This is a genomic window from Pantoea sp. GM_Pan_4 (assembly GCF_026541005.1).
GTDB lineage: Bacteria > Pseudomonadota > Gammaproteobacteria > Enterobacterales > Enterobacteriaceae > Pantoea > Pantoea dispersa.
This window is the reverse complement of the sequence record NZ_JALNUZ010000003.1, coordinates 66,858-81,964: the sequence shown is the minus strand read 5'-3', so window position 1 is coordinate 81,964 and position 15,107 is coordinate 66,858. Positions and strand designations below refer to the sequence as shown.

At 53.5% G+C, this 15,107-nt stretch carries 25 protein-coding genes; 24 read left to right on the top strand and 1 reads right to left on the bottom strand.

Annotated elements, in window-relative coordinates; translation table 11 throughout:
- The first annotated feature begins 1 nt into the window (after position 1).
- From OXR61_RS09250 to OXR61_RS09170, 17 genes are all read left to right on the top strand, one after another.
- Entirely contained in the window at positions 2-853 is an 852-nt protein-coding gene (locus OXR61_RS09250) for an ATP-binding protein (protein ID WP_267411881.1), read from the top strand.
- Positions 850-1,197, top strand: a complete 348-nt coding sequence (locus OXR61_RS09245; RefSeq protein ID WP_267411879.1) for a LexA family transcriptional regulator — start codon at positions 850-852, stop codon at positions 1,195-1,197. The genes OXR61_RS09250 and OXR61_RS09245 overlap by 4 nt, the downstream gene beginning before the upstream one ends.
- Positions 1,194-1,415 (top strand): hypothetical protein, encoded by a 222-nt coding sequence (locus OXR61_RS09240; RefSeq protein WP_267411877.1) that lies wholly within the window; start codon positions 1,194-1,196, stop codon positions 1,413-1,415. Before OXR61_RS09245 ends, OXR61_RS09240 begins: the two co-directional genes overlap by 4 nt.
- Positions 1,415-1,804, top strand: a complete 390-nt coding sequence (locus OXR61_RS09235) for a hypothetical protein (protein ID WP_267411875.1) — start codon at positions 1,415-1,417, stop codon at positions 1,802-1,804. Before OXR61_RS09240 ends, OXR61_RS09235 begins: the two co-directional genes overlap by 1 nt.
- Positions 1,801-2,325 (top strand): DUF551 domain-containing protein, encoded by a 525-nt coding sequence (locus OXR61_RS23380; RefSeq protein WP_346733067.1) that lies wholly within the window; start codon positions 1,801-1,803, stop codon positions 2,323-2,325. Before OXR61_RS09235 ends, OXR61_RS23380 begins: the two co-directional genes overlap by 4 nt.
- Before the next feature lie 4 nt (positions 2,326-2,329).
- Positions 2,330-2,650, top strand: coding sequence for a hypothetical protein (locus tag OXR61_RS09225; RefSeq protein ID WP_267411874.1), 321 nt, complete (start codon positions 2,330-2,332; stop codon positions 2,648-2,650).
- Positions 2,622-3,050 (top strand): recombination protein NinB, encoded by a 429-nt coding sequence (locus OXR61_RS09220; RefSeq protein ID WP_267411873.1) that lies wholly within the window; start codon positions 2,622-2,624, stop codon positions 3,048-3,050. Before OXR61_RS09225 ends, OXR61_RS09220 begins: the two co-directional genes overlap by 29 nt.
- Positions 3,051-3,053: 3 nt before the next feature.
- Positions 3,054-3,248, top strand: a complete 195-nt coding sequence (locus OXR61_RS09215; protein ID WP_267411872.1) for a hypothetical protein — start codon at positions 3,054-3,056, stop codon at positions 3,246-3,248.
- Between the two features lie 142 nt (positions 3,249-3,390).
- The gene (locus tag OXR61_RS09210; protein ID WP_267411871.1) at positions 3,391-3,567 is read left to right on the top strand and encodes a NinE family protein; all 177 of its coding nucleotides are present in this window, start codon (positions 3,391-3,393) and stop codon (positions 3,565-3,567) included.
- Entirely contained in the window at positions 3,564-3,896 is a 333-nt protein-coding gene (locus OXR61_RS09205) for a phage protein NinX family protein (protein ID WP_267411870.1), read from the top strand. Before OXR61_RS09210 ends, OXR61_RS09205 begins: the two co-directional genes overlap by 4 nt.
- Positions 3,897-4,163: 267 nt before the next feature.
- Complete coding sequence (locus tag OXR61_RS09200; protein WP_267411869.1) at positions 4,164-4,523, top strand: hypothetical protein; 360 nt, start codon at positions 4,164-4,166, stop codon at positions 4,521-4,523.
- On the top strand, positions 4,516-5,151 hold the full coding sequence (locus OXR61_RS09195; RefSeq protein WP_267411867.1) for a recombination protein NinG: 636 nt from the start codon (positions 4,516-4,518) through the stop codon (positions 5,149-5,151). The genes OXR61_RS09200 and OXR61_RS09195 overlap by 8 nt, the downstream gene beginning before the upstream one ends.
- A gap of 111 nt (positions 5,152-5,262) precedes the next feature.
- A complete protein-coding gene (locus OXR61_RS09190; RefSeq protein WP_267411865.1) occupies positions 5,263-5,886 on the top strand; it encodes a hypothetical protein in 624 nt (207 codons plus the stop codon).
- 186 nt (positions 5,887-6,072) lie between these two features.
- Complete coding sequence (locus OXR61_RS09185) at positions 6,073-6,297, top strand: hypothetical protein (RefSeq protein ID WP_267411863.1); 225 nt, start codon at positions 6,073-6,075, stop codon at positions 6,295-6,297.
- A 192-nt stretch (positions 6,298-6,489) separates the two neighbouring features.
- The gene (locus OXR61_RS09180) at positions 6,490-6,732 is read left to right on the top strand and encodes a phage holin (RefSeq protein WP_059010141.1); all 243 of its coding nucleotides are present in this window, start codon (positions 6,490-6,492) and stop codon (positions 6,730-6,732) included.
- A gap of 3 nt (positions 6,733-6,735) precedes the next feature.
- On the top strand, positions 6,736-7,239 hold the full coding sequence (locus OXR61_RS09175) for a lysozyme (RefSeq protein ID WP_082678661.1): 504 nt from the start codon (positions 6,736-6,738) through the stop codon (positions 7,237-7,239).
- Entirely contained in the window at positions 7,229-7,690 is a 462-nt protein-coding gene (locus tag OXR61_RS09170; RefSeq protein ID WP_267411860.1) for a lysis protein, read from the top strand. The genes OXR61_RS09175 and OXR61_RS09170 overlap by 11 nt, the downstream gene beginning before the upstream one ends.
- 37 nt (positions 7,691-7,727) lie before the next feature.
- Here OXR61_RS09170 and OXR61_RS09165 read toward each other — a convergent pair whose 3' ends face one another.
- Entirely contained in the window at positions 7,728-8,138 is a 411-nt protein-coding gene (locus tag OXR61_RS09165) for a DUF6173 family protein (protein ID WP_267411858.1), read from the bottom strand.
- A gap of 34 nt (positions 8,139-8,172) precedes the next feature.
- Between OXR61_RS09165 and OXR61_RS09160 the strand changes: the two genes are divergently transcribed.
- From OXR61_RS09160 to OXR61_RS09130, 7 genes are read left to right on the top strand one after another with little or no spacing between them, the layout of a single operon-like run.
- Positions 8,173-8,667, top strand: coding sequence for a terminase small subunit (locus OXR61_RS09160; RefSeq protein WP_267411856.1), 495 nt, complete (start codon positions 8,173-8,175; stop codon positions 8,665-8,667).
- A 2-nt stretch (positions 8,668-8,669) separates the two neighbouring features.
- Entirely contained in the window at positions 8,670-10,286 is a 1,617-nt protein-coding gene (locus OXR61_RS09155; protein WP_267411854.1) for a TerL protein, read from the top strand.
- 2 nt (positions 10,287-10,288) lie between these two features.
- A complete protein-coding gene (locus OXR61_RS09150; RefSeq protein WP_267411853.1) occupies positions 10,289-11,764 on the top strand; it encodes a DUF1073 domain-containing protein in 1,476 nt (491 codons plus the stop codon).
- A 13-nt stretch (positions 11,765-11,777) separates the two neighbouring features.
- Complete coding sequence (locus OXR61_RS09145; RefSeq protein WP_276591576.1) at positions 11,778-12,368, top strand: phage minor head protein; 591 nt, start codon at positions 11,778-11,780, stop codon at positions 12,366-12,368.
- A gap of 2 nt (positions 12,369-12,370) precedes the next feature.
- Positions 12,371-13,612 (top strand): DUF2213 domain-containing protein, encoded by a 1,242-nt coding sequence (locus OXR61_RS09140; RefSeq protein ID WP_267411851.1) that lies wholly within the window; start codon positions 12,371-12,373, stop codon positions 13,610-13,612.
- Positions 13,613-13,622: 10 nt separating this feature from the next.
- The gene (locus OXR61_RS09135; protein WP_267411849.1) at positions 13,623-14,117 is read left to right on the top strand and encodes a hypothetical protein; all 495 of its coding nucleotides are present in this window, start codon (positions 13,623-13,625) and stop codon (positions 14,115-14,117) included.
- A 14-nt stretch (positions 14,118-14,131) separates the two neighbouring features.
- Complete coding sequence (locus tag OXR61_RS09130; protein WP_267411847.1) at positions 14,132-15,070, top strand: DUF2184 domain-containing protein; 939 nt, start codon at positions 14,132-14,134, stop codon at positions 15,068-15,070.
- Positions 15,071-15,107: the final 37 nt, after the last annotated feature.

The window sequence follows — 15,107 nt, the reverse complement described above, 5'->3', positions numbered from 1 at the left end:
TATGGATTACAGATCTGAAATCGAATCAGTGCGCCGCAAGCTGGCTGATATCAGTGCTCAACCCACCCCGCTAGAAAACGTAACCTACGAGGTAATCAGCGCGGTATGCGATAAGCATGGAGCATTCCCTCAGCGATGCCGTAAGACCAACATCATGAACCGCGTGCTGGAGACAAAAAGCGAGTGCCCATCATGCCTGCAAGACCGTCTTTTCAAGTTGGAACAAGAGGAGATCGCATCAGAAAAGCGCTGGAAGCAAAGCCAGATTGACCGGCTGATGTCTGACCTTCACCTGCCGGAGCGATTTGCTGATTCAACACTGGATAACTACGAGGTCGTCAACGATGATGCCGGACGCTGCCTTAAGCTATGCAAGGCGTATGCCGCTAAGTGGCCTGAACGCCTTAAGCAAGGCGGCGGATTGGTGATGTGTGGTAAACCCGGCACCGGCAAGAACCACCTTGCACTGGCAATTGCCAAGCATGTGATTCTCGAACACCAGAACTCAGCGCTATTCACCACCGCACTTCGCATTGCTCGACTGTTTAAATCAACCTGGTCGAAAAACAGCGAGCGCACCGAGGCAGAAGTCATCCGGATTTATACCGATCCCGAGCTTCTCATCATCGATGAAGTGGGCGTTCAGTTTGGCAGCGAGGCCGAGAAGTTAATCCTTTTTGAAATCATTAACACTCGGTATGAGCGCATGATGCCGACCATCCTGATTAGCAACCTACCCAAAGATGAGCTATCCGCGTTCATCGGCGAGCGCGTCATTGACCGCATGAACGATGGCGGTGGCTGCACACTGGCCTTCACCTGGGATTCCTACCGTTCGCGGGGTGGAGCATGACCAAGCATGTCACAGAGATTCAGGAGGCTACGCTCGACTTCATGAAGCGGTATAGCGCCGAGCATGGTTTCTTTCCGACCATCACGGAAATTACCGAGGCCATGGGCTGGAAGTCGAGAAACACGGCATACCTCCACGTTAAGGCGCTGGAGAAAAAAGGCGTACTGCAGCGTAAACACAAGCGCAGCCGAAGCATTGTTCTGGCTAACGCGCCAGCAGTTGAGCTGCCCGACCTAAACGACAGCGAATACTGGTATGACGGCGTGTTTAAACACTCGCTTTACCAGCGCGACGTGGTGGACGCCATCAAATCGGCCGGCATGAAAGTTAAGGAGCCAGCATGACACAGGTAATTCACGGGCTGACACGCGAGCAGTTAACCAGTCTGACATTCGACCCGAAAGAGCGACTGCTTAAGGCGCTGATTGAAAACCGCGATAAGTACACCATCAGCAAAGATGGCGTGGTCATAATGAAGCCGGAAGAGACAATCGCAGCTCTCAGGAAGTTGAGCGATTCCCGCTCCGAAAAAGGCGGCAAGAACAAGAAGGGAGGTTTCTGATGGAAGCGAAAAAAATGCCAGATTTGACAGTTTGGTACGGGGCCATGCCGGAAACCAATGGTAAATCCAACTGGACAGCGATACTGCATCGCAAAGGTGAGTGCATTTCGACTGGCATCACCATTGACCGCTCTGAATATCCTGAACGCGTTCGCTATGAAGCTGACCGCATGCGTCATCTGATTGGTGAGCTGCAGGAGAAGCCGGATATTCTGGCTTATGACGCCAACAAGCACAGCGGATATGTGAATCCCGCAACGCAAGCGCCGGTGCTTAAGCCGGTTGAGCTGCCGCCAACGCGCGCATGGGCTTATGGGGTGGTAGAGTGCGTGTCAAAATACGACGTTATCGCCGCCATTCGCGCCGCCGGGTATGAGGTGAAACAATGACTAACCTAACCCCCAGTGAAGCCCGAAGACTAATCGACAAGCTTCACCTCAACCAAACCAAAGAGCACGGCATATCGATACTGGAAGAGAAGTATCTGGCTGCGCTGGAGATTGCGCTGCCGGTGCTGGAGCAGCAGGGTGGGTGGATTAGCTGTAGTGAGCGGATGCCACCAAGCAAGACGGGCGTATTGGTTGGATGCTGGTACGGGCGCGAGTGGGCAACAAAATGGGCCTCACTCATTCACGGACATCCTGATGCTAGCAATGAGGGATGGCTTATTCCTGGCGCATCATGGGTACCAACACATTGGCATCCACTACCAGCATCACCGCAGCAACCCCAAACCAACGGCGATGAGCTGGAGCGTCAGCGGTTCACTCAATGGCTTGAAGATGTGCATGGCCTATACGGTGAAGATGTCGAGTGGCAGCCGGAACGTAACTGCTTTGCAATATTTGGCGTACACCTTGCCTGGTGTGCATGGGAGGCCGCGTTAAGCAGCAAGCAGGAGGAGCGATGAAAAAATGCTGCGGATTATTCGGGCTCATCTTTGGGCATCGCTGGCGCAGGAGAACAAAATACTGGCGCTGCAAAAAGGTGATTTACTACCGACATTACATGAAGTGCACTCGATGCGGCGCAAGGCTGCACCATCCCAGGAGCTAACCATGAGCAACGTAATCCCCCTAAGACCTGACCCACTCCGCAATCTCTACGAACTCATCGACAGCATCCACGACACCCAACCAACACCAGAGCAGAAGCGCATCACCGATGAGGCTTTGGCACTGGTGCAGAAGATGATTGAGGCCAAGCATGGAGACCCAACGTTACCTGCTTCGTAATAACAACGTCAGACAGAACTGCATCACCGCCATCCAGCAACTACCTACCGACACCGACAAACCTCTGCAAGTAACCATTCAGGAAGATACCCGCAGCCTGGCGCAAAACAGGATGCTTTGGGCGTGCCTGCATGACATCTCGAAGCAGGTCGTATGGTACGGACGGAAACTGGATTCGGAATCGTGGAAGCACATTTTCAGCGCCGCACAGCATCAGCAGGACACGGTGCCCGGCATCAACGGTGGCTTTGTCGTTCTGGGTAAGTCGACCAGCAAGATGCGTGTCAGCGAGATGCGCGACCTTATCACCATTATCCATGCCTTCGGCGCAGAGCATAACGTCAGATTCAGCGATGAATCGGCGCTTGCCGCTGAATGGGCCGGCAGATTCGGAAACTAACCAATGACACCCTTTACCGATATTGGCGCAGCCATCGAAGAAGCTGCGTGGCTTGCTCACGTCTATCAGAAACCTCACTGCGTATACCAGCGCTTTGACGGACTGATGGAAGTGACGCCAGAAAATCCAGACCGCAATCCTATGTTCACCACCGGCACGCCGGGAACCGTAACCACTGACTACAGGTGCGCAGCATGAGCAAAGGCAGATACGAACACCCATCACAGCAGCAGTGCAACAAAGTGGCGAAGCTGCGCCAGCAGGGGCTGACCTGGAACATCATCAGCCAGCGAATGGGCTGCAGCATTGACTCCTGCAGGAACATGAATGCGAGGGCGAGATGAGCAGACAGCGTAAGTCACCCACCCAAATCATCATGGATAACATGATATTCAAGCCAACACCCCGCACCAGAAGTAAGCGCAAAATCCAACCGCCCGCAAATGAGGTGAAGACATTCGATTACACCTACGGCCTGTTGCGCGCCAAATGGAACAGAATGAGGCTAACACGATGAATTACGCTGAAATGACGGACTTTGAAATTAACAAAGCAGTACTTTCTGTTTTGAGTAAGTTTCCCGTTCACCCCACACCAAGAGGGGGAGGTAGCGCAGCTGGGGCACCTGTATCGAAAAATTCAATTTTGCATTGGTTTGACTTCTGCAACTCATGGGCTGACGCTGGCCCGATTATCGCGGACAACACTATCAGTCTCATCCACGGGCATGGATTTTGGGACGCGATGACCGATGATGGGTCAGTAGTGTCCACTGATGAAAGCAACCCACTCCGCGCCGCCATGATTGTCTTCCTGATGATGCAGGAGAAGCCCGATGCCGCGTGAACGCTGTCACCGCTGCCACACCATCCTCACCAGTGAAGATAAACACTGGTACGGCGTCTCATGTGAAGAATGTGAACAGGACTACCGCTATGAAGAATGGGAACGACCTCGGGCAATCAAATCAGCCTACTGGCGCTGGCGAGCCGTCTGCTTTGGCGTGCGTTTTCTGTGCGGCATTACTGGCGCCGGAAGAGACCTATTGCTGCGAAAGTTGCGTAGACGAGATATGGGCATCCGATCCGAACGGAATGATGGGAGTGGACGATAATGCTGACCTTTAAACACTTTTGCGACAGGCCGACATGGGCCGCCGCAGCGGGATATAATTTCAATATTATTGACTGTTTGTCAGAGGCGATGCTCAGGATCAATGTCTTGAAAGGGATAAAGGATATTTTGGCTGAAATTCCCGATCTCGAACTGAGAGAGGCCTGGTATAAGCTTCCGATAAGCGCGTTAGCAATATGTCTGGCGATGTCATGGCCGCTGATATTCTGGCTCTTTGGTATCGTCACATACGCGCGCTGCGTTCATGCCAAAAGAAAATACGCAGGAACTGAAGATGAAACGGTTTTGAAAAATCTTCGCGTTTGGCTAAAACAGTTTGAGAGGGGGCGCCATGGCTAAAGGCATCAAGCCGCCTAAGCCGAAGCAATGCCCCATCTGCGGTACCGAATACACCCCACGAAGTTCTCTCCAAAAAGTCTGCCACAACTACAAATGCGCCATTGCCTTCAACAAGAAGCGCGATGAGGAACTTGCTGCGCGCGAACAACGCAAGCAGGAGCGTCTACAGCGTGATGATTTACGGCAGCGAAGGGAGAAGATCAAGGGGAAAGCAGAATGGGAGAGAGAGGCTCAGGCGGCGTTTAACCGGTACATCAGGTGGCGCGACTTTGGTAAAGACTGCGCAAGCCATGATGGGCCACTTATCAGCAACAGCAATTACCTCACCGGCAGTGCAGTAGACGCCAGCCACTACCGCTCACGCGGCGCAGCACCCCACCTCAGGTTTAACGTTTTCAATGTCCATGCTGCTTGCACCCGCTGCAACAGGCAGTTAAGCGGCAACGCCGTTGAGTTCAGGATTCGGCTGATTCAGCGCATAGGCATTGAACGCGTTGAGAGGCTGGAAGCAGACAACACGCCACGCAAATTCGATATCGAGTACCTAAAGCGAGTGAAATCCATATTCACGCGCCGGGCACGTCATTACGAAAAATTGCGCAAGCGTCAGATGGAGTATGCAGCATGACCGAATACCTCAAAGCCAAGTGGCAGAAGCTACGCATTATGAAGATGCGCGGCATGTATGAAATCAACTATCGACTAATCAGGATTGAACTGAAACTGAGAGGCAATAACCATGCGCATTGAACGAGACTTTCAGCAAATCGTCAGGCTTGCCGGTGTTCGTAGCGCTGCGGATATGCGCCGGCTTTTCGGCACAGGATGGAAAACTATTAACCGATCGCAACAGGCATGGATTCGGCACCTGCTCACCTTGTGGGGCCAGCACCTCGGCGGCGAAGATTATGACCGCGGCGAGGTTAATGTCATTGGCCGCCTGATGATGCGCTGCGAATGGAGCGAACAGAAGGGTAAGCAGATTGAGAAAATCGTGTCAGAGCTTCACTGTGAAGGCCTGCGCGGGGAAGAGCTATTCCGCAAAGCCCGTGACTTACTGATGCCGCAAACCTCAACCAGCAACATCATCGCTCTCGCCAAAGAATCTGATGATGCTGCTTTCGTTGAGGCTGTCATGGTGAAAACTTTTGGCCGGGATAATCCGATCCGCAACATGGCCAGATTACGCTACTGCAAACGCAAGAGCGCGCAAAATATTGCTTCCTCCCTGATTTACCACACCGGCCTAAGCACCAAAGAAGGGCGTAACAGAACGGAATGGGCGCTGGATATCCTCGAAGGAGAAATGTTTTACGCAATTAAGCGAGAAATGGAGAAGGAGATTCCTAATTTAGCAGCTTAAATAGAAATAGAGCACAAATAGCTAAAGACAAAGGGCATGTTACCTGGCATATTTCATGTAAGCTCGGGGCGTAAAAGCGAACTGAGCAGGTAACAAATTCCATCACTCTGTGATAATCAAAAAGCCCTGCGGCCTCACCAGCTGCGAGGGCTTTTTTAATGCCTGAAATAACCAAAGAGGAAGGCTATGTCTATCCGAGCAAAATTCCGCTGCCACTTCATTCAGAAAGCAGATGACGATTCACATCGCACCGTGCACCTGAGCGCAGTTACCAGCGGCAGCACTGAAAACGAAGCGTGGTCGAAGTATACGCCTGGCGGGCAGTTGAGCATGCACGTATCTAACCCTGAAGCTTTTAAACAGTTTGAGCAGGGTAAAGAGTACTACCTCGACATTAAGCCAACTGAGTAATCATCACAGGGCGCATTTGCGAGTGCGTCGGATGATGTATTGCTACCCACATAAAAAATCCAGAGCCCAGCCACAGAGCTGGGTTTCTTCCCTTTTGCGCTCGCCCGTCATATTTCACTTACTCCCTTGTAACGAAGGGGCGATGCGCATTTCTTACGACTACAGACGGCACCGACCTAATGGGAGGTGTGTATGGCGATTGATATGAGCAAACTGGCTTCAGGCGCAGCATACGGCGCATCTGCCGGGACAATAGCCAATGGTTTGCTAACCAAACTAAGTCCCGATGAATGGAGTGCTGTTGGCGTGCTGGCCGGTATTGTGGTCGCGCTGATTACGCTCTGTATCAACTGGTACTACAAGCGTAAGGCTACGCTCGCGCAGATTAAGGCGCTGCAGCGCTGGCCCGAGCCGCCTGTCATCGATGAGGATTAGTCCATGGCGATTTCCAGCAACCTTCGCAATAAGCTGATAGCTGTTGCGGGCGGTGGCGCTATTGCGATCGCCACGGTATTCCTCGGCGGTAAAGATGGCGTAGAGGGCAGGGTATACGAGCCGTATAAAGATGTCGCTGGCGTGTGGACTGTCTGCGATGGTCACACCGGAACCGATATCATTAAGGGTAAGAAGTACACCGACCGTGAATGCGATCGCCTGCTGATGCAGGACCTGCAGCCAGTCAAGAAAGCGGTCGACGGCCTGGTAAAAGTTCAGCTGAACGAATACCAGCGCGCAGCTCTCTACAGCTTTACCTATAACGTCGGCACTTCTGCATTTTCCAAATCGACGCTACTTAAGCGGCTTAACTCCGGTGACCAGGCTGGCGCGTGTGAAGAAATGCGCCGATGGGTCTATGCCGGCGGCATGAAGTGGAAAGGGCTGCAAAACCGTCGCGATATGGAGCGCTCACTTTGCCTGGCGGATGGACCAAATGACATCTAAAGCCATTGCAGCTCTTATGTTGTTCCTGCTGATAGGTATTCTCACCGCCGGCGGGTTTGCTCTGTATTACCGCGGCAATGCCATCGACTATAAGGCCCAGCGCGACAAGGCGACAGGCGATCTTAAACTGGCCAATGCGACCATTGACGATATGACTGTGCGTCAGCGTGCAGTTGCCGCGCTTGATGAGAAATACACAAAGGAGTTAGCCAGTGCTCAGGCAACTATCGATCAGCTTCAGCGTGATGTTGCTTCTGGCAAGCGCCGGTTGCAGCTCAACGCGACCTGTACGAAGCAATCCGCCACCTCCACCGGCGTGGATGATGCAGCCAGCCCCGGACTTACTGACTCCGCTGAACGGGATTATTTCACCCTCAGAAGCCGAATCGAGCTCGCCGGAAAGCAAATAGCTGGCCTGCAGCAGTACATCAGAGAGCAGTGTAAGAAGTGATCATCGCAGGGCGAATTTGCGAGTGCGCCCGATGATTTTATGTGCCTTGCTGAAATTTCTCATAATCTTCCCAAGCAGCGAAGCCAATTGGCCTCTTAGGTTGTTCAAGATTTAAGCGTTTTTTCTTAATGAGTAGAACGTTTATTTGGCTAACGTGTTGCACAAGCTCCACCGGACTACCGTCCTCTAGTACGCCAATAAAGGAAATAAGAGACGGATCCCAATAACCTATATTAGTAAAGTGGAATTCGATGATACGGCCAAAACTAGCAAGCTGGCCACCAACTTCAAATTCATCACCTAGATCTTTGTGGAAGTTATTGATCCATACAATAAGACGTCGATGGAATTCATTTGCAAAATTACCTGTAACTGAAAGATTTCGCGCAGCGGCTTGCTTGGCCTCGCGATGCATTAAATCCATAGATATTTGGTTTAAATTATTCATTAAATCGCTCACTCATTACCTCACAGGAACGTAAATGGCACTCACCGACAAACAAGAAATGTTCTGTCGCGAGTACCTCATCGATTTGAACGCCACGCAAGCGGCCATTCGGGCGGGGTATAGCGATGGTTCAGCACGAAACCAAGCGCACCGCCTGATGACAAATGACGACATTTTGCAGCGTATCGCAGAATTAAATCAGGATCGACTTAAGCGAACCAATATTGATGCTGATTACGTGCTGCGACAGGCGGTAAAGCTCCACGAACGCTGCATGCAGGAAGTGGAGCCGCTTACAGACCGCCGCGGTGAAGAGATTACGGACGAGCAGGGCAGGACGGTCTATGGCTTTGATGCCAAAGGCGCTGTCGCCTCCCTCAAGCTAATCGGCGATCACATCACTGTGCAGGCGTTCAAGCAGCAGACATCAACCGAAATAACCGGCGCTGATGGTGCGCCGGTGAAAGTCGACGTTATCAGCATGACGCCGCAGGAAGCAGCAGAGCACTATAAGAAAATTATGGGTTAGATATGCCAATACCATTCCCCTTCGATTTCAAGAACCCGGATTACACTCAGGTTTTTGAGTGGCGGATGGAGAGGCTACAGCGCATCCGCGCCAACCCAGCGATGCTACCCGCGTTGAAGGCATTTTACCGGGATAACCCTGCCCAGTTCATTATCGACTGGGGCATGACAACGGACCCGCGAAACCTCGATTATGGCCTGCCGGTAACAATCCCGTTTCTGCTATTCCCAAAGCAGGAAGAATGGATCGATTGGATAATGGATCGCCGTCGCAGCATGGAGAACGGCATTACTGAAAAGAGCCGTGAGATGGGCCTCAGCTGGACGTCAATCGGTCTTGCCTGTTCTCTTTGCCTGTTCAACAAAGAAATGGTAATTGGTTTCGGCTCCCGTAAAGAGGAGTACGTAGACAGCACTGGCGATCCGAAAGCTCTGTTCTGGAAAGCACGCAAATTCGTTGAGACGCTGCCGGTTGAGTTTCGAGGTAACTGGAACGAGAGAAAGCACGCTCCTTATATGCGTGTAGAGTTCCCGGAAACTGGTGCTGTTCTCAAAGGTGAGGCTGGCGATAACATCGGACGTGGTGACCGAACAACGCTTTACTTCGTGGATGAGGCGGCCTTTCTTCAGCGTCCACTGCTCATTGATGCCGCGTTATCTCAAACGACGCGTTGTCGTATCGATCTGTCATCTGTAAATGGGATGTCCAACCCATTCGCGCAGAAACGCCACGGCGGCCGCATTCCGGTATTCACTTTCCACTGGCGCAGTGACCCGCGCAAAGATGATGCCTGGTACCAGAAAGAGTGCGAAAAAATCGATAACCCCGTTGTCGTTGCGCAGGAACTTGACCTGAATTACAGCGCTTCAGCTGAAGGTGTTCTGATCCCAAATGAATGGGTACAGGCAGCTGTAGATGCTCACATCAAACTGGGCATCACTCCAACCGGCCAGCGACTCGGAGCAATGGATGTTGCTGATGAAGGGCGCGACAAAAACGCATTTTCACGCCGCCACGGCTTTCTGCTTGAAGAAGTGGACGAGTGGTCTGGGGTTGGCAGCGACATTTACAGCTCAGTAGTGAAGGTGTTTGGCCTGTGCGATCACAATAACCTTGAAGAGTTCCGGTTTGATGAGGATGGCCTTGGTGCTGGTGTACGTGGGGATGCAAAAGCCATCAATGAACTACGCCAGCCAGAAGGAAGACCATATATCCTCGCAACCCCATTCCGTGGGAGTGGCTCAGTATTCGACCCTGAAGGCGAGGCTGTCAAAGGTGACAACGGGCAGCCATCGCGACTCAACAAAGACTTCTTTGCTAATGCTAAAGCACAAAGCTGGTGGCATCTTCGCAAACTATTTCGGAACACGTTCCGCGCTATTCAGGGCATGGAATACAACCCTGATGAAATAATTTCTCTGAGCAGCAGCATCACCAACAAAGATAAGCTGATCGTCGAGCTATCCCAGCCAACCTACTCCATCAACGGGGTGGGTAAAATCGTCGTGGATAAGCAGCCTGATGGCACCAAGTCACCTAACTTAGCTGATTCGGTGATGATCAGTTACGCACCGATGGAAACATCACTGGATATATGGGCGCAACTTGGCAGAGGCTGAACATGTCCGAAACAGAAAACGTGTCGCAGCCTTTACCGACGCGTGACAGCTACGAAAACTTTGTTGCCCGCATGGGCGTTAACGAATCGAACCAGTCTGGCGCTGGCACCTACCGCAATAACTGGACTTCCCGCAACCGACTGCTGATTGAGCAGGCTTACCGGTCGTCATGGCTGGTGGGCGCTGGCGTTGATGCGATTCCCGATGATATGACCCGCAAGGGCGTGACCATCACCTCCAAGCTGGAAGATGGCCGCAAGAAGCAGCTCGATAACGCATGGGATGAGATGGCGCTTTGGGAAGCGCTAAACGACACGCTGAAGTGGGCGCGGCTCTATGGCGGTGCTATAGGCGTCATCCTGATTGACGGCCAGAACTACTCGACGCCTCTACGCATTGACGCTATCGAGCCCGGATCATTCAGGGGGGTGATGGTAATGGACCGGTGGATGCTCAACGCTACCACTGAGCGCCGCGTCACAGAGCTGGGGCCGGACTTCGGCATGCCTGAGTTTTACCGCGTGGTGACATCAGCTACCGGCATTCCGCCGTGGCGCATTCATCACTCCAGGCTGATTCGCTTTGACGGCATTCCGCTTCCATATCAGCAGCGCCTGACTGAGAACGACTGGGGAATGTCGGTGATTGAGCGTTGCTTCGATCGCCTGCTGGCGTTCGACTCCACAACAACCGGCGTTGCTCAACTGGTCTATAAAGCCCACCTGCGCACATACAGCATTGATGGCCTGCGTAAGCTGCTGGCGATGGGTAAAGACAGCCCGATGTTTAAGGGGCTGATGTCGCATATGGACATGATCCGGGAATACCAGAGCAACGAAGGCATGACGATTATGGACGCCGCCGACAAGTTCGAGGCGCACACCTATTCGTATACCGGGCTGAGCGATGTGCTTGCACAGTTCGGACAGCAGGTGTCCGGTGCTTTCGGTATCCCGCTGGTTCGCCTGTTCGGGCAGTCGCCTGCCGGGTTCTCGACCGGTGATACTGACCTCGCCAACTATTACGACAACGTGTCGACCCAGCAGGAGCGCAAACTGCGCCGCCCGATCCGCAAGCTCTTCGAAGTGCTGCACATGAGCCTGTTTTCTCAGCCGCTGCCGGATGATTTCGCCTTCGAGTTCAACGAGCTGTGGCAGGTCTCCGACAAAGAGCGCGCGGAAATCGCAAATTCGGTTGTTGATGCCACCACAAAGGCGGTAGATGCAGGGCTTATGACCGATAAGGCTGGGGCGCTGCACCTGCAGGAAACCTCCCGCATTACCGGCATCGGCTCAACCATCAGCGACGAGGATATCGACAATGCCAGTGACCTCCCGCCGCCGACAGAGAAAGACCTCGATAACGTCGAAGCCGCCGAACCTGAAGCGCGCCGAGAGGCAGCTCGGTACACAGCTACGACAGATAGCGCAGGCAGTGGGCGCGATAGTCGAGGGTTCTTACGATGGGTCAAACGATAGCGTTACGGACATCATGGACAGGCTGGAGCGTTATGCCGACCTGATAGAGCCATGGTCTGAAGCAGTATCGAAGCGACTCATCGACACGCTGGTTATTTCGGATGACGCCATGTGGCGTAACCGGTCAGAGCGTATATCTGCCGGTCTGCGTGACCTTATGGATTCAGGCACCGGCGCGGTAACCCGCAGTATCATCAACGAGCAGGTAAAGCTGTTCAAATCGCTCCCACTGCAGGCTGCCGATCGCGTTTACGACATTCACAATCAGGCGATTGAAGCGGTGGTATCCGGCAAGCGCTCCAGCACGCTCACTGACGAAATCATGCGTACTGGAGACGTGACTGAGGCAAGGGCGCGCACTATTGCCCGCACTGAAGTTGGCCGGGCATCAACCGCAATCACTCAGGCGCGCTCAACTGCAATCGGCTCGCGCGGCTATATCTGGCGCACTGCCGATGACAGCGACGTTCGCCACTCTCACAGGAAAATGGAAGGCCAGTATGTCGACTGGGCAAAGCCGCCCACGCTGGATGGCATGACCGGCCATGCTGGACAGTTTCCTAACTGCCGCTGCTACTGCGAAGTCGTCGTTCCCGAGGATTAACGATGCAATATTTCTACACCACCCGCCTCGGCAACACTCGCTTTGAGATGGCCGATGGCTCTCTGCTGTGCAAAGACGTACCGATCGCCCGCACCGGCGCGCAGGTTTACGACGAAAGCGAGTTACCTGGCATTATCGGTGATGACGATGGCGAGATTGTCGTCACACGCGATGCTGACGAGGTATTCCGGCCGGAAACGCTCGCATCGTTTGAAGGAATGGCCTTCACGCTGGGTCACCCTAAGGACATGGTCAACCCGGCGAACTGGAAGGATTATGCCCACGGACATATTCAGAACGTCCGGCGCGGTACCGGCGACCAGTCAGATCTGATGCTGGGCGACATTCACATCAAGACTGCTGAAGGCATTCTGAAGGTGATGGATGGTCAGGACCAGATATCTATGGGCTATGACGCTGAATATGAGCAGCAGGCACCCGGTCAGGCCCGTCAACACACAATTATCGGTAACCACTGTGCGAGCGTACCCAATGGTCGCGCAGGCATTCGCTGTTCAATTGGAGATAGCACATTCATGACTACCAAAAATCAGGGCTGGTTTAGCCAGCTGAAGCGGGCCATTAAAACCAAGGATGCCGATAGCCTGGCTGATTTGGTGGACAATGCGCCATCAGAACTGGTCGAGCCAAACCTTGATCTGGCGCGGGCAGTTAACATCACCATCAACCCTGCTCAGCCTTTGCCACCAGAGCGTGAACTTGGCGGTCTGACCACCGATGAAGAAGGTGAAGCCGGCGGCGCTATGAGCACTGGCGAACTGGAAAAGAAAGTTGATGCTCTGGCGTTGCTGGTTCAACAGTTGATCAACCCATCCTCTGTATCGACCGCTGACAGCGACGATCCGGATGAAGAGGATGAGAAACGCAAATCAACCACTGATGCTGCTTATCATCAGGGTGTGGTGGCTCGCGCTGAACTCATCCTCCCGGGCGTGAAGTTGCCAGAAGGGGGCAAGCTGGCTGCGTTTAAGCGTTCCACCATGGATGCGGCATTCAAAACCCCAGAAGGTCAGGCGCTTCTTACCCCGCTGGTTGGTGATTCTCCGGACTTCAGCAAAATGCCAAAAGCTACGCTGGATGCCGTGTTCGTGTCGGCAAGTGAAATCGCCAAGTCGCGCAACACTGCCCCGGTAACCACTTCTCGCGCCTCGTTTTACGATTCATCCAACAAAAACTCTCCGGCTGCCCTGAACAAGGCATTCGCCGCCCACTGGAATAAATAAGGGATAACCAATGCCTTCATTACTGTACCGGATGCCAGTAGGCATCGCCGGGGCTATCTCACGCCCTCAGGATTTGACCACCGAGCCGGTGATTCTTAATTCCGCCAATACCTTCAGCGCTTACGGCCTGGCGGGTAAAGATAGCGCAGACGGCAAGTTCATCCCTCTGGCAGCAGATGACGCGGCCACAGTGATTACCGGCCTGTATGTGCGCCCGTACCCGACCACTTCAACCCCCGACATGGTTCGTCAGGTTGGCACCGGTAAGAACTTCACCGGTGACGTGATGAAACGCGGATACATGACCGTGAACATCGGCAGCACCGCAGTGAATCTGACCAAAGGCGCGCCGGTTTACGTGCGTAACGCTAACCCGACAGACGCAAGCCCATTGGGTGCAATCCTCGGCGCGGCAGTTACAGACGAAACCATAGTGCTGCCAAACGCTACTTTCACTGGCGCAGGCGATGCTGATGGCAACGCTGAAATCGCATACAACATCTAAGGGAAACGCTAAATATGTTAACTTTTGACCAAGCCACCGTTGACGGTACTGGCGCTTTCCTGGTTGGCGAGCTTGAGCGCCTCGATCAGGAACTGAATATGCCGCTGGTCGGCTACACGTGGTCGCGTGATATTCAGCTGCGCGAAGACGTGTCTATTGCTGATGACATCAGTTCTTTCACCAACTCCACCTTTGCTGCTGCAGGTACACCGAATCCGAACGGTAAAAACTGGATCGGCAAAGACTCTACCGCCATTGCTGGCCCGAACGTCGATATCGCCAAAACCGGCTTCCCGCTGACCCTGTGGGGCATGGAGCTGGGCTGGACCGTTGTCGAACTGGCAGCCGCTGCCAAAGTCGGTCGCCCGATCGACACCCAGAAATTCGATGCGATGCAGCTGAAGTGGAACATGGACACCGACGAGCAGGTTTATCGCGGTGACACTCAGTTGGGCGTGAAAGGGCTCCTCAACTACAACGGTGCGGCAGTAACCAACGCGCCGAAAACGTGGGCAACATCAACGCCTGACGAAATCCGGGCGTCAATCAACCTGCTGCTCTCGAATGCCTGGGCTGCATCCGGTTACACCATTGTTCCACGTGACCTGCTGCTTCCGCCTGAGCAGTTCGCTCTGCTGTCCAGCATCATCGTTTCGTCAGCCGGCAACCAGTCATTACTGACCTACCTGCGCGAAAACACCATCGCCTTCCATCAGAACGGCGTGCCTCTGAATATCCGCGCGGTGAAATGGCTGAAAGGCGCAGGCGTTGGCGGCACTGACCGCATGATGGCCTACACCAACGATAAGAAGTTTGTTCGCTTCCCGATGGTTCCTCTGCTGAGCGTGCCGGTGCAGTACCGCGGCATTTACCAGCTGACAACCTATTACGGCAAGCTGGGCGCTGTTGAGTCTCCGTATCCAGAAACCATGGCTTATCTGGACGGCATCTAACCCATCCGGCCCCGGAAGGGGCCAACAGGAGCAACAA

Excerpts from the sequence above, each read along its gene's own strand:
- OXR61_RS09240 (WP_267411877.1), top strand. The coding sequence starts at position 1,194 with ATGACACAGGTAATTCACGGGCTGACACGCGAGCAGTTAACCAGTCTG.
- OXR61_RS09150 (WP_267411853.1), top strand. The coding sequence starts at position 10,289 with ATGTCCGAAACAGAAAACGTGTCGCAGCCTTTACCGACGCGTGACAGC.
- OXR61_RS09145 (WP_276591576.1), top strand. The coding sequence starts at position 11,778 with ATGGACAGGCTGGAGCGTTATGCCGACCTGATAGAGCCATGGTCTGAA.
- OXR61_RS09235 (WP_267411875.1), top strand. The coding sequence starts at position 1,415 with ATGGAAGCGAAAAAAATGCCAGATTTGACAGTTTGGTACGGGGCCATG.
- OXR61_RS09165 (WP_267411858.1), bottom strand. The coding sequence starts at position 8,138 with ATGAATAATTTAAACCAAATATCTATGGATTTAATGCATCGCGAGGCC.
- OXR61_RS09160 (WP_267411856.1), top strand. The coding sequence starts at position 8,173 with ATGGCACTCACCGACAAACAAGAAATGTTCTGTCGCGAGTACCTCATC.
- OXR61_RS09155 (WP_267411854.1), top strand. The coding sequence starts at position 8,670 with ATGCCAATACCATTCCCCTTCGATTTCAAGAACCCGGATTACACTCAG.
- OXR61_RS09170 (WP_267411860.1), top strand. The coding sequence starts at position 7,229 with ATGACATCTAAAGCCATTGCAGCTCTTATGTTGTTCCTGCTGATAGGT.
- OXR61_RS09205 (WP_267411870.1), top strand. The coding sequence starts at position 3,564 with ATGAATTACGCTGAAATGACGGACTTTGAAATTAACAAAGCAGTACTT.
- OXR61_RS09250 (WP_267411881.1), top strand. The coding sequence starts at position 2 with ATGGATTACAGATCTGAAATCGAATCAGTGCGCCGCAAGCTGGCTGAT.
- OXR61_RS09220 (WP_267411873.1), top strand. The coding sequence starts at position 2,622 with ATGGAGACCCAACGTTACCTGCTTCGTAATAACAACGTCAGACAGAAC.
- OXR61_RS09190 (WP_267411865.1), top strand. The coding sequence starts at position 5,263 with ATGCGCATTGAACGAGACTTTCAGCAAATCGTCAGGCTTGCCGGTGTT.
- OXR61_RS09175 (WP_082678661.1), top strand. The coding sequence starts at position 6,736 with ATGGCGATTTCCAGCAACCTTCGCAATAAGCTGATAGCTGTTGCGGGC.
- OXR61_RS09200 (WP_267411869.1), top strand. The coding sequence starts at position 4,164 with ATGCTGACCTTTAAACACTTTTGCGACAGGCCGACATGGGCCGCCGCA.
- OXR61_RS09245 (WP_267411879.1), top strand. The coding sequence starts at position 850 with ATGACCAAGCATGTCACAGAGATTCAGGAGGCTACGCTCGACTTCATG.
- OXR61_RS09210 (WP_267411871.1), top strand. The coding sequence starts at position 3,391 with ATGAGCAGACAGCGTAAGTCACCCACCCAAATCATCATGGATAACATG.
- OXR61_RS23380 (WP_346733067.1), top strand. The coding sequence starts at position 1,801 with ATGACTAACCTAACCCCCAGTGAAGCCCGAAGACTAATCGACAAGCTT.
- OXR61_RS09215 (WP_267411872.1), top strand. The coding sequence starts at position 3,054 with ATGACACCCTTTACCGATATTGGCGCAGCCATCGAAGAAGCTGCGTGG.
- OXR61_RS09195 (WP_267411867.1), top strand. The coding sequence starts at position 4,516 with ATGGCTAAAGGCATCAAGCCGCCTAAGCCGAAGCAATGCCCCATCTGC.
- OXR61_RS09130 (WP_267411847.1), top strand. The coding sequence starts at position 14,132 with ATGTTAACTTTTGACCAAGCCACCGTTGACGGTACTGGCGCTTTCCTG.
- OXR61_RS09140 (WP_267411851.1), top strand. The coding sequence starts at position 12,371 with ATGCAATATTTCTACACCACCCGCCTCGGCAACACTCGCTTTGAGATG.
- OXR61_RS09135 (WP_267411849.1), top strand. The coding sequence starts at position 13,623 with ATGCCTTCATTACTGTACCGGATGCCAGTAGGCATCGCCGGGGCTATC.
- OXR61_RS09225 (WP_267411874.1), top strand. The coding sequence starts at position 2,330 with ATGCTGCGGATTATTCGGGCTCATCTTTGGGCATCGCTGGCGCAGGAG.
- OXR61_RS09185 (WP_267411863.1), top strand. The coding sequence starts at position 6,073 with ATGTCTATCCGAGCAAAATTCCGCTGCCACTTCATTCAGAAAGCAGAT.
- OXR61_RS09180 (WP_059010141.1), top strand. The coding sequence starts at position 6,490 with ATGGCGATTGATATGAGCAAACTGGCTTCAGGCGCAGCATACGGCGCA.